This is a genomic window from Nonomuraea sp. NPDC049714, assembly GCF_044465295.1.
GTDB lineage: Bacteria > Actinomycetota > Actinomycetes > Streptosporangiales > Streptosporangiaceae > Nonomuraea.
On record NZ_JBITLM010000002.1, the window covers coordinates 118,730 to 132,824 of the forward strand.

General features: G+C 66.8%; 13 protein-coding genes. 11 read left to right on the forward strand and 2 right to left on the reverse strand.

Features of this window, described 5'->3' with window-relative positions; all coding sequences use genetic code 11:
- Window positions 1-131 precede the first annotated feature (131 nt).
- The 11 genes from ACIBQX_RS07430 (at window position 132) to ACIBQX_RS07480 (ending at window position 11,369) form a co-directional block, all read left to right on the forward strand.
- Window positions 132-1,529, forward strand: coding sequence for an amidase (locus ACIBQX_RS07430; protein WP_397001697.1), 1,398 nt, complete (start codon window positions 132-134; stop codon window positions 1,527-1,529).
- A gap of 24 nt (window positions 1,530-1,553) precedes the next feature.
- Complete coding sequence (locus tag ACIBQX_RS07435; RefSeq protein WP_397001699.1) at window positions 1,554-2,213, forward strand: endonuclease V; 660 nt, start codon at window positions 1,554-1,556, stop codon at window positions 2,211-2,213.
- Window positions 2,214-3,376: 1,163 nt separating this feature from the next.
- Window positions 3,377-4,198, forward strand: a complete 822-nt coding sequence (locus ACIBQX_RS07440; protein ID WP_397001701.1) for a BTAD domain-containing putative transcriptional regulator — start codon at window positions 3,377-3,379, stop codon at window positions 4,196-4,198.
- 102 nt (window positions 4,199-4,300) lie between these two features.
- A complete protein-coding gene (locus ACIBQX_RS07445; protein WP_397001703.1) occupies window positions 4,301-4,426 on the forward strand; it encodes a lasso RiPP family leader peptide-containing protein in 126 nt (41 codons plus the stop codon).
- Window positions 4,427-4,528: 102 nt separating this feature from the next.
- The gene (locus tag ACIBQX_RS07450; RefSeq protein WP_397001705.1) at window positions 4,529-6,370 is read left to right on the forward strand and encodes an asparagine synthase-related protein; all 1,842 of its coding nucleotides are present in this window, start codon (window positions 4,529-4,531) and stop codon (window positions 6,368-6,370) included.
- On the forward strand, window positions 6,367-6,624 hold the full coding sequence (locus ACIBQX_RS07455) for a PqqD family peptide modification chaperone (protein ID WP_397001707.1): 258 nt from the start codon (window positions 6,367-6,369) through the stop codon (window positions 6,622-6,624). The genes ACIBQX_RS07450 and ACIBQX_RS07455 overlap by 4 nt, the downstream gene beginning before the upstream one ends.
- A 47-nt stretch (window positions 6,625-6,671) precedes the next feature.
- Window positions 6,672-7,091 (forward strand): lasso peptide biosynthesis B2 protein, encoded by a 420-nt coding sequence (locus tag ACIBQX_RS07460; protein ID WP_397003817.1) that lies wholly within the window; start codon window positions 6,672-6,674, stop codon window positions 7,089-7,091.
- Window positions 7,088-8,914: an ABC transporter ATP-binding protein gene (locus ACIBQX_RS07465; RefSeq protein ID WP_397001709.1), complete on the forward strand. Its 1,827-nt coding sequence runs from the start codon at window positions 7,088-7,090 to the stop codon at window positions 8,912-8,914. The genes ACIBQX_RS07460 and ACIBQX_RS07465 overlap by 4 nt, the downstream gene beginning before the upstream one ends.
- Window positions 8,915-9,088: 174 nt before the next feature.
- Window positions 9,089-9,802, forward strand: a complete 714-nt coding sequence (locus tag ACIBQX_RS07470; RefSeq protein WP_397001711.1) for an ABC transporter ATP-binding protein — start codon at window positions 9,089-9,091, stop codon at window positions 9,800-9,802.
- Window positions 9,803-9,807: 5 nt separating this feature from the next.
- Window positions 9,808-10,602 carry an ABC transporter permease gene (locus ACIBQX_RS07475; RefSeq protein ID WP_397003819.1) on the forward strand — a complete coding sequence of 265 codons (795 nt, stop codon included), beginning with the start codon at window positions 9,808-9,810 and terminating at the stop codon, window positions 10,600-10,602.
- The gene (locus ACIBQX_RS07480; protein ID WP_397001713.1) at window positions 10,599-11,369 is read left to right on the forward strand and encodes an ABC transporter; all 771 of its coding nucleotides are present in this window, start codon (window positions 10,599-10,601) and stop codon (window positions 11,367-11,369) included. Before ACIBQX_RS07475 ends, ACIBQX_RS07480 begins: the two co-directional genes overlap by 4 nt.
- 45 nt (window positions 11,370-11,414) lie before the next feature.
- On the opposite strand, the gene ACIBQX_RS07485 is transcribed toward ACIBQX_RS07480, so the two are convergent.
- Entirely contained in the window at window positions 11,415-12,845 is a 1,431-nt protein-coding gene (locus ACIBQX_RS07485; RefSeq protein ID WP_397001715.1) for an NAD-dependent succinate-semialdehyde dehydrogenase, read from the reverse strand.
- Entirely contained in the window at window positions 12,842-14,074 is a 1,233-nt protein-coding gene (locus ACIBQX_RS07490; protein WP_397001717.1) for an iron-containing alcohol dehydrogenase, read from the reverse strand. The genes ACIBQX_RS07485 and ACIBQX_RS07490 overlap by 4 nt, the downstream gene beginning before the upstream one ends.
- Window positions 14,075-14,095 lie beyond the last annotated feature (21 nt).

The window sequence follows — 14,095 nt, forward strand, 5'->3', positions numbered from 1 at the left end:
CAGATCACCGCGGACGCGCCAACCCGCGAGGGCCCGAAGCCGGGCGGCTGACGCACGCGGGAAAGACAAGACTGCAATCTTCCGCCAGCGGGCCCTAGATTCCTCGGCACACCACCACCAGGGGAGAAAGCATGTCGGAAATCTGGGAGTTGTCCGCCTCGGACATGGCCAGGCTGATCCGGGAGCGTGAGGTGTCGAGCCGCGAGGTGGTCGAGGCGCATCTCCGGCGGATCGCCCAGGTCAACCCCGAGGTGAACGCGATCACGGTCGTCCTGGAGGAGACGGCGCTCCAGGCGGCGGACGCGGTCGACGAAGCCGTACGGTCGGGCGCGACAGCCGGTCCGCTCACCGGCGTTCCCGTGACGGTCAAGGAGAACATCGACGTCGCGGGCTCGGCGACGACGCTGGGGATCGTCGCACTGCGCGACGCGATCGCCGCCACGGACGCACCGCATGTCGCCGGGTTGCGGGCGGCGGGCGCCATCCCGATCGGGCGGACGAACATGCCGGAGTTCGGCATGCGCTGGCACACCGACAACGACCTGCGCGGTCCCACCCGCAACCCGTGGTCGGCCGGTCACACGCCCGGCGGCTCCAGCGGGGGCGACGCCGTGGCCGTGGCCACCGGCATGGCGCCGCTGGGCCTGGGCAACGACGGGGCGGGCTCGCTGCGCTGGCCGGCCCAGTGCTGCGGGGTCACCGCGTTGAAGCCGTCGCTGGGCCGGGTGTCCCAGGGCGGCGGGGCTCAGCCGACGCCGTTCGCGTTCCAACTCCTGGGCGTGCACGGTCCTATCGCGCGCCGGGTGAGCGATCTGCGGCTGGCCTTCGCGCACATGTGCGGACGCTCCGGCGGTGATCCCTGGTACGCGCCGGTGCCGCTCGACGGCCCTCCGGTCGAACCTCCCATCCGGGTACGTCTCGCCACCGACCCGGACGGGCCAGACCTGGATCCCGGAGTCGCGGCCGCCCTGCGCCGAGCGGCGGAGCTGCTCACCGTGTCCGGCTACGTCGTCGAGGAGGGCTCGCCTCCGGCGCTGACCAGGGCCGGAGAGATCTACACGCAGATCATGTCCGCCTACGGCCGGGCGCACGAGAAGCAGCCTCCGGTCGAGTCCCTGGCCTCTAGTGGATTCGTACGCTTCTGGGCCGATTTCCAGCCGCACTGGGCCCGCGCCGGGGGCGAGCCGGCTTTCGACCCCCTGCTGGAACGCGCCCAGATCGCACGGGCCTGGCACGCGTGGATGCTGGAGACCCCGCTCGTGCTCGCACCGATCAGCACCGGCCCGGCGTTCACAGTCGGCGCCGACTCCGACGCCGCATGGCTCGCCGGGTGGCCGGCGGCCCTGCGCATGGCCGTGGCCGTCAACCTGCTCGGCCTCCCCGCCGTGGCCGTACCGACCGGTGAGGCGGCCGGCCTGCCTCAGGGCGTGCAGATCATCGGCCCGCGCTTCCGGGAGGACCTGTGCCTGGACGCCGCCGAGGCGATCGAGGACCGGAGCCGGTCGCTGACCCCGATCGACCCGCGTTGACCGTTGGTCCATTAGCTTTGGTCAGTGCATGTGAACCAGCTTCACCCCTGGCCGACCAGTGTCCCCGAGGCAGAGGCCATCCAGGAGCGACTCCGCCTTCACGTCGAGCTGACCGGCCCTACCGACTTCACCACCGTGGCGGGCCTGGACGTGCACTACCACGGCGTCGACGCGCTGTCCGCCGCCGTGGTCGTGCTCGACGCCGGCACCCTGGCCGTGGTGGAGCAGGTGGTGGTGCACGGCAAGGCGGCGTTCCCGTACCGACCGGGCCTGTTCGCCTTTCGCGAGCTGCCCGCCCTGGTGGAGGCGCTCGAACGCCTCACCGTCGCCCCCGATCTGCTGGTCTGCGACGGCTACGGCCTCGCGCACCCCCGCAGGTTCGGCCTGGCCTGCCACCTGGGCGTGCTGACCGGCCTGCCATCGCTCGGCGTCGCCAAGACCCCCTTCGTCGGCACCCACACCACCCCGGACCGTGAACGCGGTTCATGGACCCCCATCGTGCTCGACGACACCACAGTCGGCCGCGCCCTGCGCACCCAACGAGCCATCAAGCCGGTGTACGTCTCCCAAGGCCACCGCATCACCCTCGACGCGGCCACGAACCAGGTCCTCCGCCTGGCTCCCCGCTTCCGCCTCCCGGACCCCATCCGCGCCGCCGACCACCTCGCCCGCCACGGCACCTGACCGGCACCGCGCTCCTACCGCGGGGTTCGCATCCTGCTTGGAAGATGAGCTGGATCAACCGCTTCCTGGACCAGCGGGGTCCTTGCACTCGCCCTTGCCCGGGGGCGTCGATGTCGGAGCCCTCGACATCCGGAGCAGTTCGCCGAATTCGGAGACACCGCGGTCGAGACGCCTGGAAAGTGGCGTGGTGGCCATGTCCCGATAAAGAGGGTTCACCTGCGTCTAGAAGTACGTAGAAGGCATTCAGAGAGTACTTAGAAAACGTGTAGAAGTCTTGTAGACAGCACGGCCGGCTCCATACTCCGCCGCTTGCGCCGGACAGCGCCCCGGGACATGCTGATTTACGATCACATCGATGCTCCCGAATTTCGGGATCTCCTGCTGGAGAATGTCCGCCCTGGATGCGCTCACGGATATCTCTGTCCGGGTGAAATCCCAGCGAACTCGCGGAAGAACGGGCATGATGCGGCTATGTGACTCTTCACACTGCGACAGATTCTGTGTTCAGTCGAGGACGCTCGGCAGCGTCCGATGATTACCCTCTGCTACCGGCGAGCACGGCCGAAGGGAACGAAAACGCGCCCGCCATCTGGGATGATCTTTGTCGACCAAGACAAATGATCACCAGGCAGGCGGGCTCGTGTGCAACCGATCATGGTGCTGGCGAGGTTCTTGAGTGTCCGGTTGGACAGCCGGGTTCGGTTGGACAGCCGGGTGTTCGGTTGGACAAGGATGTGGGAAGCCGATGGTTCGTGGATCCTCGGACTTCGACGTGCGGGCGCGTTGCCCCGAATGCGGCCGGCTCGCGATCTCGCGACATCGAGGACTGACGGTCACACACCGTCACCGCCACATGGACACCACCAGTAGCCGTTCGATCGCGATGCCCGTCCGATCGCGACGAGCCTGTTTACGCGACAGGGCCGCGAGCCCGGGGTAATGCCTAAGCTACAGCACGGCTCGATCAGGTGCACAGCCGCCGCGATGAGAACGAATGTGAAAACGCGACCGCCACACCGTGCCCAACGTCCTCTGATGCGATCAAGACTTGACATGTCAACGTTACTGCATTAGTGATCTTGAATTGTTCCTGCTTTTCGTCGACCAGTGCCATGTCGTCGGGCTGGTCGCTCTGACCGAGAGAGAAAAAGGAGAGCGATTCTGTGACGGGGAGCAACAGCGAAGCGCATGTTGTGTGCCAGGTGCTCGGCCACGTCGATCTGCTCACCGGGATTTCCTGGTGTGATCAGATGCAGAGGCAGACCCGCGCCGTGCTCGGCCTGCTGGTCAACGCCCGGGGAAATCGGCTGACCGTCTCCCGGATCGCCGAACTGATCTGGGGAGAGAAGGCGCCCTCGTCAGCGAATGACGTGGTCTATAAGCACATACGAAAGCTCCGCGGCATGCTGGGCCCCGGAGCGGATGCGGTGCTGAAGAGCGCGCGCAGCGCTGGGTACTGGCTGGATCCGGCGAGATGTTCCATCGACGCCGTCAACTTTCGCGACCTGGTCTCCACGGGACGGTTCCATTACGCACGAGGTGAATTCCACCTTTCGGCTTCCGTCCTCGAAGAAGCCATCGGTCTGTGGCGAGGTGATGAGGCATTCGCGGATGTGCGAGAGGTGCTGTGGCTTCAGGAGGCCGCGGTGGCGTTGGAGACCGAGCGCGCCTGGGCGGAGGAACTACGGGCGGACTGCTATCTGCGGGCGGGACGCACTCATGATGCTCTCGCCCTGCTCGCAGCGTTACAGGTGCGCCACCCCACGCGGGAGGGCGTTTGGGCTCTGTCGATGACGGCGCATGCAGCGGCGGGAATGTCCGCCGAGGCGACCGAGGCGTTCGCGCGCTTTCGCGTTCATCTTCGCGACACCGCCGGCCTTGACCCGTCGCCGCGACTGGGAAGGATCCACGCAGCGATCTTGGATAATGTCTCGCCGGTCGAGTTGCTCATGGTGATGGCCGACGTTCACTGCGTGACTCCATGAGAAGTCTGATCCCAGCTCTGATTCGCCTGGAATCCTCGGTCGTGGAGTTGGCCGCTGTCGAAGTCGAGCCCACTTACAGACCATGAGGGGAGGTGAGGAGAAATGGCTACCTACACCACACCGTCGCTGACGCGAGTCGGCGGGTTCCGGGCGCTGACGAAGAGCCTGGGCGGTTCGCCGTACAACGACATCTTCGGGTACCCGGCGCTGTTCGTCATCTGGCCGTAAGCCAGGGCGCGTCATGGGTGGGTACGGAACAGACCGAAACTGCTCCGTACCCACCGTCCGAGTAGCTTACTGACCAGCCTCCGAGAACAAAGAGGAGAGCGCGTGGCCCTCATCATCCTTCCCGATGTACCCCACCGGGATGCGGCGCTCGCCCACCTCCACGAGGTCGTCGGACCGGTGCTTCACCGACACCCCTCCGGCGCGCCGTGGATTCTCGGTGATTCGGGCAACCGCACGTTCGTGGTCGCGCGGAACAGGGCGATCGACGTCGCGGTCGTCGGCCGATGCGTGCCCAGCGACAAGGAGCTGGGCGGCGCGATCAAGAACATCGGCTCTGTCACTGATCTCGACACGCTGGCCGCGGACATCGTCGAATTCGATGCCATCCTTCTGGCGCGAGAGCATGGTCGCCTACGAGCACAGGCTCCCGCGTTTCTCGCACGATCACTGTTCTGGACCGAGTTTGACGGATCGAGCGCGATCAGCGACGAGCAATTACCGCTCGCGAGGCTCAACGGCCTCGAATTCGACGAGGCCGTCCTCGTCTCCCGACTGACCAACGCCGAACTCTCCTACCCTTTCTCGGTCCACTCGATCTGGCGCGGCGTACAGGGCCTCAGACCCGGCGAGTATCTCGACGTGAGCGGAATTTCCGCGCCACGCCGTCGGACGTGGTGGACACCACCCACGCCGACGCGCCGTCTTGCCGAGTTGGCCCCCGAGCTCACGGCAGGGATTCAGGCAGCGATCGCCGCGCGTACACGGCAGAGGACGACAGTAAGTACCGATCTGTCGGGTGGCCTGGACTCTACGACCCTCAGCTTCCACGTCTCGGAGACCGGACTGAAACACCACACCTTCTTCATGCGTTCACAGAACACAGCCAACACCGACTGGCAGTGGGCAGAGCGTGCCGCCCGAGAGATCGGCTCCCCTCACATCACCGTGCCGTACCAGTCCGTGCTTTCGAGCCTGGATGACGATGATGCCGTCACCTTCAGCCGGCTCCCCGAGGGACCGAGCTTGTCAGCCACGGCGTCCGCCGCCACGCCGTCCATCGCGGATGCCATAGCAAGCACCGGCAGCACCATTCATCTCAACGGGCATGCCGGCGACGCCCTGTTCGGCCCGGTCTCGACAATGCTGTGGTCGCTTGTGCATTCATCAGCTCCCCAGCGCTTCAGGCGAGCATGGCGGCACCGTACCCTCAACCGCATCCCGCTCGGTGCGATGATCCGGATGCTCGGGCATCAACGGTCCTATCGGCAGGACCTCGAACGCTTGGCACAGGGAAACCTCGCACGTCCGAAACATGACGCCGAGGAATATTCGCGCTGGATCGCGACGCCGCGCGTCCATCCCGCGGTGCGTCCCGACGCCCGGGCACAGATCGCGGACCTGGCTCGGCGGGAGCTTGAGGGCGGGGCCGGAGAGTTCGCGTCCGACCGAACGGTGCACCAGATCGTTCAGTATCTCGCAGTCCATGGCGCGGCTGTGCGACGCATGAACCACACCGTGGACACGACCAGCGATCTCTACTTCGACAGCCCCTACCTGGATCGGCGGATCGTCGAACCCGCGCTTTCGCTGAACATTTCTGAGCGGACATATCAGTATCCCGTCAAGCCCTTGCTCGCTGCGGCCCGGCCCGGTCCGATGTCCATCGACTACTTCCTGCGCCGTGACAAGGGTGAATATTCGGCAGAGACCTTCGACCAACATCGCCGGCATCTCGACCGGCTACGGAGGCTGTTCCGGGAGGGATCGGTACTGGAACAGATGGGGATCGTCTCCGCTGACGTTGTCGTCCGCTCCCTTGACGCCTACTCAGTCGACGGGCTCGCGTACGCGGACATCGCCTATCTCGGGTTCGCGGAGCGTTGGCTGAGATCGGTTCGGGACGACCGGCTCCATGGGACCGCGCAACAGAAAGCAGCGCGATGAAACTGAAGCCAGGGGTGAAACTTGTGGACGAGACGAGCGGGGCGTTTCTGCTCGACACCAGGAAGGGGGTCTACTGGCACCTGAACCCGTCCGGGATGCGGCTGATATCCGCGCTCTCCGAAGGGCGTTCCGTGGAGGATGTCGTCGGGGAGGTCGCCGCCGAATTCTCCGTGGACCCCGACATTGTCCGGGCCGACTGTATGGCCCTGCTGAAGGAGCTGGGCAGAGCCCGACTCATCGAGAAGACATCATGACTTCCCCGATTCTCCCCGAACCATCAGGCGCACCCCCGGGGCGGTCGATGACTGTTCGTGCACGCGCAGCAGTGGGATTGGCGTTCTTAGCCTGCCGCGTGTCACCCGAGGCGCTACGCCGGCTGCTCGAACGCGTCACCCGCAATGGGCGCCGTCCCGAGCTCTCCGATATCGTCCGCTATCGCGAGGCCGTCGTATCGGTGAGCAGCGTGTGCGCCGGAGAAGGATGCCTGCCACGATCGGTCGCCACCGTCCTTCTGTCTCGATCTTACGGGTACGGCTTGTCGTGGTGCACCGGGATCAGGGACGCGCCGTTCGCGGCCCATGCGTGGGTGGAGGTCGACGGGCGGGCAGTCGGCGAGCCCGACGACATCGTCAGCTTTCAGAAGATGCTCACGGTCGTCCCGAAGTACTCGCTGACGCTCGGCCCAGGAGATGCACCCGTCCGCGAAGGGAGCGTCGAATGACCAGCGACATCCTCGACCGTGCCGTGGACCCAGCCATCGACCCCGTCCTCAGTCCGCCGCCCCGGATCGTCGGCTTTCGCGAAACAGTCCCACTGCTGCGCCCTTATCGCGCGCAATTGATCGGGGCGTTCTTCATCGGTCTCATCGCCACCGGAGCCGCTGCGGCGCAGCCCGTCGTGGTCTCCGCCATCGTCGACGCGTTCAACGGGACCGTCCCCGTCGGCCTCGCACTGGCCATGTGCGCGTTGCTCCTGTTGAGCGCCGCTGCCACCGGCGGCCGTCAGGTGATCATGCAGCGGGCGGGCGAGCGGTTCGCCTTTGATACCCGCGAGCGGTTGGTTCGGCACATCTATGGGGTGCCCCTGGACATGCTCGAGAGCCGGGATCGGGCGGACCTGGTGTCACGCGTGACGACGGATGTGTCGCAGACGCGGACGATCCTCACCTCAGGCCTGGTGGAACTGGTAGGTAGCGGCATCACGGTGCTGGTCTCGGTGGTGATGATGGCGCTCATCGATCCGGTACTGCTGGGTCTGGCCGTCGTCGCGGTCGCCGCCGTCCTCGTCTCGATTTCCCTGATCGGGCGACGCACTCGTCCTGCTGGGCTTCGTCTGCAGGGCGCCGTAGGCGACCTCGCCAGCTCGGTATCCCGTGTCCTGGGGTCGATGAAGACGATTCGAGCCGCGCGTTCGGTCGATCGCGAGGCGGATGCGTCGGTGGCGCACGCTGCGAAGGCCCTGGACGCGGGTCTCTCCGCGGCCGGGCTCAAGGCCGTGATCCAGACTTTTACCGGGATCTCCGTACAGATCCTTCTCATCGCAGTCGTCGGCGCAGGCGCGCTACGGGTCGCGTCGGGAGCGCTGTCGACCGGCGAGCTGAGCGCCTTCATCATGTACCTGATGTTGATGGCGGCGCCGATGATGATGTTCGGCAGCATCATCTCGATGCTGGGCGAAGCGTTCGGGGCTCTGTCTCGCATCCTTGACGTCGAATCAATGCCGATCGAGCGTGACGTCCTGAGGCCGGAGCTCGGCGCGCAGAGCGAAGTCGTGGACAAGGCGATCTTCCGGCTTGAGGATGTGTCCTTTCGTTACCCTCAGCCATCAGCGGATGAGCCCGACCGTGCCGCCCTTCACCACGTATCGATCGCGATCGAGGAGGGCAAGTCGACCGCGATCGTCGGCCCGTCCGGAGCCGGAAAGTCCACGTTGTTCGCGCTTCTCGAACGCTTCTATGAGCCATCAAGCGGACGCATCCTGTTCCGCGGGCGGGATGTGCAAGGACTTTCCAGAGACGAACTGCGCGCGCAAGTCGCGTACGTCGACCAGGAAGCGGTCGTACTCTCCGGTTCGGTGCGAGAGAATCTTCTCCTCGCCGCGCCTGCGGCCGGCGATGAGCAGTGTGCGGAGGCACTGGTCCAGGTCGGTCTGGTTGCCGACCGCTTTTCGGCCAGCCGCTATCTTGATCAGGAGGTCGGCGAGCTGGGCTCGCGCCTGAGTGGCGGGGAGCGGCAGCGTTTGGCGATTGCCAGGGCTGTGCTCGCGAGAAGCCCGATCCTGCTGCTCGACGAGATCACTTCAAATCTGGACAGCCGGAACGAGGCTCTCGTTCAGAACGTGTTGCTGTCCGCGGACGTTGCCCGCACCGTCCTGGTCATTGCGCATCGCTTCTCAACGGTGATGGCCGCCGACACGGTCATCGTGCTCGACGAGGGCAGAGTGGTCGCGCAAGGGCCGCACGCCGAGCTCCTCACACGATCTGACCTCTATCGCGAGCTCGCCGAGCGTCAGTTCGTCACGCATGGCGCGGCCACCGCCGGTTGAGATGACTTCCCGGATTACGGTGCACTCCGAGTGACCCTTGGCAGATGAATCCAAGGAATTCACGCGGGTCATACGTGAAGTATCCATACTTGAGGGGTCGCCACAGCCGCTGGTGAACACGCACGAATGGTCAGGACCGCTACCTATTTTTCACGGCGAGGAGCTTCGTCACGCATGATCGAGATCACCGGGTTGACCAAACGCTACGGAGCGAAAACCGCCGTCGAAGACGTGACGTTCACAGCGAAGCCTGGCCGGGTGACGGGATTCCTCGGCCCGAACGGGGCCGGGAAGTCCAGCACTCTCCGCATCCTCTTGGGTCTTGACCGCGCCACCGCCGGATTCACCCATATCAACGGAAAGCCTTACCAGAGGCTTGCCCAACCGCTGCGAACAGTGGGGGCGATGCTCGACGGTGCCGCGCCGCTCCCAGAACGTCGCGGCATCGATCACCTGCGTTGGATCGCCCAGTCCAATCGCATCCCCGCACGACGGGTGGGCGAGGTACTGGAACAGGTCGGGTTGGCGGACGCCGGCAGGACGCGGGTGCGGAAATACTCCCTCGGCATGAAACAGCGCCTTGGACTTGCGGCGACGCTGCTCGGCGAACCGGACATCCTGGTGCTGGACGAGCCGGTCAACGGACTGGACCCGGAGGGAATTCGGACCGTGCGCACCTTCTTGCGCCGCTACGCCGAGCAGGGGCGCACGGTGCTGCTGTCCAGTCATCTGATGGGCGAGACCGCCGACACTGTGGACGACGTGGTGATCATCAACCGGGGTCGGATCGTGACCCATGGCACATTGGACGAGGTCACCACCGGGCATGCCTCGCTTGAGGAGGCGTTCTTCGCCCTCACCGGCAGCACCCCCGGCGAAAGCTGGTGATCCGGATGATCGCTGTCGTTCGCTCTGAGTTGACCAAGATCGTCACTCAGCCCACCGTGTGGCTCGTCACCGGCATCCTCGTGGCCTTACACGTTCTTGTGCAATATCAGGGTGCGGGGCTGTTCAGGAGAGCGATGTCGTCGATCACCCCGGACGGGATGATCCAGATATTCGTCGGCAGGACCGAACCCGCCGAACCCGCGCTGATCGAACTGCTGGTAGCGGGCTCGCTCCAGATCTGCCTGTTCGTGTGGGTGCTGGGCGCGGTGATCGCGGGGTCGGAGATCCGTGCCGGACAGCTCGGAGTGAGTGTCCTGGCCGTGCCCTCTCGTGCTCGCCTGATCCTCGGGAAGGCGATCGCGACCGCCCTCTACGCGCTGGTGGTGGGCTTGGTATTCGCTGCGATCGCAACCGCGTTCATGTACCTGGTCGTGAAGGACTGGAACCCATCGATCCTGTGGAGTCAGGAAGCGATTCTCGGTCAGAGCCGAATTCTGCTGCTCACGGTCACGATCACTCTCGTCGCGCTCGGGATCACGCTCATCGCTCGCCGTACTCTGGTCGGGATCATCGCGATAGCCGTGCTCCTCGGACTGACGATGACCCAACTCGTCGCGCTCGTCTCACCCGTCATGGACGCGTTCTTGCCCTACAGCGCGGCGCGGAACCTGCTGCTTCGTGAGGGCGCCACCCCGCCGCTCACCGCCGACCCCCTGCACGCGACGATCGTACTGATCGCCTGGGCAAGCATCAGCGTGGCCGTGGCCGGGGTGGTCGTACGCCGCCGAGACGCCCGATGAGCCACCAGACCATGAACCACACCGTTCGCCCCATCCCACCCGTCATCCGGCGCCGCGACCTCGTGACCGCAGAAGTCACGAAGATCCTCACTCACCCAGCCACACCGATCGCGATCGTGATCACGCTGCTGCTGAACACGACTCTGGGCGTCATACACGCCACTGACCTGGTACGTCTCGGCGTCGGCGGCCGCCTGGTGCCGCTGTCGGAACTCGGCACCTTGATGTTCGCGCCTGTGTACGTATTCCTCGTCCTCCCGGTCTACGCGGCCGGGAGTGAGTATCAGTCCGGGCAGATTCGGGTCACCCTCGCCGCCACTCCCAACCGGGTCACCCTCGCCCTCGCCAAGCTCTCCGCACTTCTCGCAGTCACAGTTCCCGCCGCGCTCCTCGTGCTCGTCCCCGAACGCCTCACCATCACCATCGCCGACAAGACAGACGCCGGGGGCATCCTCCTCGATCTGGGCCGCTGGGCCGCCGCGTACACGCTGATGGCGCTTGTCGCGTACGGGCTCGCGGGGCTCTTGCGCAGCACGATCGCACCGCTGGCGATCCTGGTCCTCATCCCGGTCCTCATCGCGACCGGCGTGTTCCAGTTGCCGGAAGTGATCCGTTTGCTCCCCGACCAGCTGAGCCTCAGCCTGCTCGGCACTCCCGGATATTCCGTTACTGAGCTCCCGCCGGGGTTCGCTGCCGCGGTCCTCACGATCTGGGCGCTTCTGCTCACCGCCGCGCACGGGCTCGCCCTTGCCCGACGCGACAGTTAACGGGAACCGCCGTGGTTTCCGGCAAGCGGAGAGGGCTTGCAGGCCCTATGGGTGGGCGGTCAGGGCGATGTACTTCTCCTCGAGGAACTCCAGGATGCCCTCCGAGCCGCCCTCCCGTCCGAGCCCGCTCTGCTTGACCCCGCCGAACGGCGCCGCCGGATCGCTGACGACACCCCGGTTGACCGCGACCATCCCCGCCTCCAGCCGCCGGGCGACGGCCACGGCCTCGCGTTCCTCCCCGAACACGTACGCCATCAGCCCGTAGATGGTGTCGTTCGCCATCCGTACCGCCTCGTCGACGTCGTCGTAGGCCACGACGGTCACGACGGGGCCGAAGATCTCGGTCGAGGTGATGCGCGACCCGTGCCGTACGCCTGTCAGCAGGGTGGCGTCATAGAAGGCGCCCTTCTCGGAGGACGTGCCACCGTGGACGAGGGTCGCGCCCTCCGAGACGGCGGTGTCCACGAGTTCGGCGACCTTGTCGCGTTCGGCGATCGAGACGAGCGCGCCGACCTGCCGGGAGCGGTCGAGGCCGGGGCCGACGGACAGGGCGGCCAGCTCCGCGGTCATCCGCTCGACGAACTCGTCGTGCCGCGAGCTGTGCACGTACACGCGGTTGGCGGCGGTGCAGGCCGCGCCGCCGTTGCGCATCTTGGCCAGCATCGCCCCCTCGATGGTGACGTCCATGTCGGCGCCGGGGAGCACGATGAGCGGCGCGTTCCCGCCGAGCTCCATCGAGGCGCTCACGACGCTGTCGGCGCAGGCGTGCAGCAGGTCGCGGCCGACCTCGGTGGAGCCGGTGAAGGAGAGCTTCCGCACCTCCGGCCTGTTGATCATCTTGGCCACGAGGGGGCCTGTCGGCACCGGTGTCACCAGGTTCACCACGCCGCTGGGGACGCCGACGCGCCGCAGCACCTCGACGATGTACGCGGCCGTCAGCGGGGTCTCCCTGGCCGGTTTGAGGATGGTCGTGCAGCCGGCGGCCAGCGCGGGAGCGAGCTTCCGGGTGGCCATGGCGGCGGGGAAGTTCCACGGGGTGATCAGCAGGGAGACGCCGATCGGCTGCCGGTCGACGACGATGCGCTTGTCCCCGGCCGGCGAGAGACGGTAGTCGCCGGGGATCCGGACGGCCTCCTCGGCGAACCAGCGGAAGAACTCCTTGGCGTAGTTCGCCTCCCCGACCGCGTCGGACCAGGATTTCCCGTTCTCCCGCACGATGATCTCCGCGAACTGCTCGACCTCCTCGGTGAGCACCTCGTACGCGGATCGGAGCAGCTCGCTCCGCTCCCTGGGCGCGGTGGCAGCCCAGCGGGTCTGCGCGTTCGCGGCCGCGTCGACGGCGGCCATGCAGTCGTCCTCGGTGGCGGCGGCGAACCGGGCGATGACGGTCTGGTCGGCGGGGTCGATCACGTCGAAGCGCTCACCGCCGCCCGGACGCCACTCGCCGTCGATGAAGAGGTCCGCGAGGTAGGTCATGAGTCGCTCCGTCCGGTGTAGGCGTGTTCGAGGATGTCGAGCAGGAGGGCGGGTGGCGCCGGGATCGGCGCGATCGCGATCAGCCGCGCGGAGCGCGACGCCAGTTCGGCGAGGCGCGGGAGCTGCGGCCGGGTGATCCCGATCTCCTGGAGGGAGGCCGGCACGCCGATCGTGCGGTTGAGCGCCACGATGGAGGAGATGGCGTCGCGGGCCCTGGCCTCCGTGGTGGCCGCCGTGGATCCGAGAGCGCCGCCGATCGCGGCGATCCGTTCGGCGACCTCGCCGTCGGCATCGGCGTCGGTGAGGCAGGCTCGCAGGACGTACGGAAGCAGCAGGCCGGTGCCGAGCCCGTGGGGCGTCTTGGTGGCCGCGCCGATCGGGTACTGGAGGGCGTGCGAGAGGTGTGTGCCGGTGGCGCCGAACGCGACGCCGGCGAGCAGGCTGCCGAAGGCGACCTCCTCCCGGGCCCCGCGGTTCCCGGGGTCGCCGACCGCCGCCGCCAGCGAGGAGCCGAGATGCTCCGCCGCGCGCAGCGCCACGCTCTCGGTGAACGCGTTCCGGCCGGTGAAGACGGGCAGGGTGGTGTCCCAGGACGGTTCGAGCCGGGCCGCGGTGTACGACTCGACCGCGTGCACGAGGGCGTCGATGCCCGCGAACGCGGTCACGCTCCGGGGAGCGCCGAGGGTGAACTCCGGATCGACGATCGCGGCCGTGGGAATCAGGTACGGGCTGGAGATCCCCACCTTCATCTCGTGCTCCGGATCGGACACCACGGCGACCGGGGTCACCTCCGACCCGGTTCCGGCGGTGGTGGGGACGGCGACGAGGGGCAGCGAAGGCCCCGGGACCAGGTTCTCCCCGTAGTACCGGCTCAGCGGCCCGCCGTGGGTGACGAGCAGGCCGACCAGCTTCGCGGCGTCCAGCGCGCTGCCGCCGCCGATGGCGAGGATGACGTCGGGCGCGTGCTCCCGCGCGAACGCCGCCGCGGCGTCCAGCGACGCGGTGGGGAGTTCCGGGCTGATGTCACTGTGTACGGCGACGTGGAAGCCGTCGGCCTCGAGCCTGGTGATCGTCTCCCTGAAGATCGGGGTCTCGATGAGGAACGGATCGACGATCGCGAGCACCCAGCGGCCATGGAGGCGCAGCACCTCGCTCAGTTGCGCGCGTGATCCGTAGCCGAAGTGGACGCGGGGCGGCAGCCGGAGTGTCCCGGCCGTGACGTAGTTCATGGTTCTCCTGCCGGTGCGATG

Excerpts from the sequence above, each read along its gene's own strand:
- ACIBQX_RS07430 (WP_397001697.1), top strand. The coding sequence starts at position 132 with ATGTCGGAAATCTGGGAGTTGTCCGCCTCGGACATGGCCAGGCTGATC.
- ACIBQX_RS07445 (WP_397001703.1), top strand. The coding sequence starts at position 4,301 with ATGGCTACCTACACCACACCGTCGCTGACGCGAGTCGGCGGGTTCCGG.
- ACIBQX_RS07455 (WP_397001707.1), top strand. The coding sequence starts at position 6,367 with ATGAAACTGAAGCCAGGGGTGAAACTTGTGGACGAGACGAGCGGGGCG.
- ACIBQX_RS07460 (WP_397003817.1), top strand. The coding sequence starts at position 6,672 with ATGACTGTTCGTGCACGCGCAGCAGTGGGATTGGCGTTCTTAGCCTGC.
- ACIBQX_RS07465 (WP_397001709.1), top strand. The coding sequence starts at position 7,088 with ATGACCAGCGACATCCTCGACCGTGCCGTGGACCCAGCCATCGACCCC.
- ACIBQX_RS07470 (WP_397001711.1), top strand. The coding sequence starts at position 9,089 with ATGATCGAGATCACCGGGTTGACCAAACGCTACGGAGCGAAAACCGCC.
- ACIBQX_RS07475 (WP_397003819.1), top strand. The coding sequence starts at position 9,808 with ATGATCGCTGTCGTTCGCTCTGAGTTGACCAAGATCGTCACTCAGCCC.
- ACIBQX_RS07480 (WP_397001713.1), top strand. The coding sequence starts at position 10,599 with ATGAGCCACCAGACCATGAACCACACCGTTCGCCCCATCCCACCCGTC.
- ACIBQX_RS07485 (WP_397001715.1), bottom strand. The coding sequence starts at position 12,845 with ATGACCTACCTCGCGGACCTCTTCATCGACGGCGAGTGGCGTCCGGGC.
- ACIBQX_RS07490 (WP_397001717.1), bottom strand. The coding sequence starts at position 14,074 with ATGAACTACGTCACGGCCGGGACACTCCGGCTGCCGCCCCGCGTCCAC.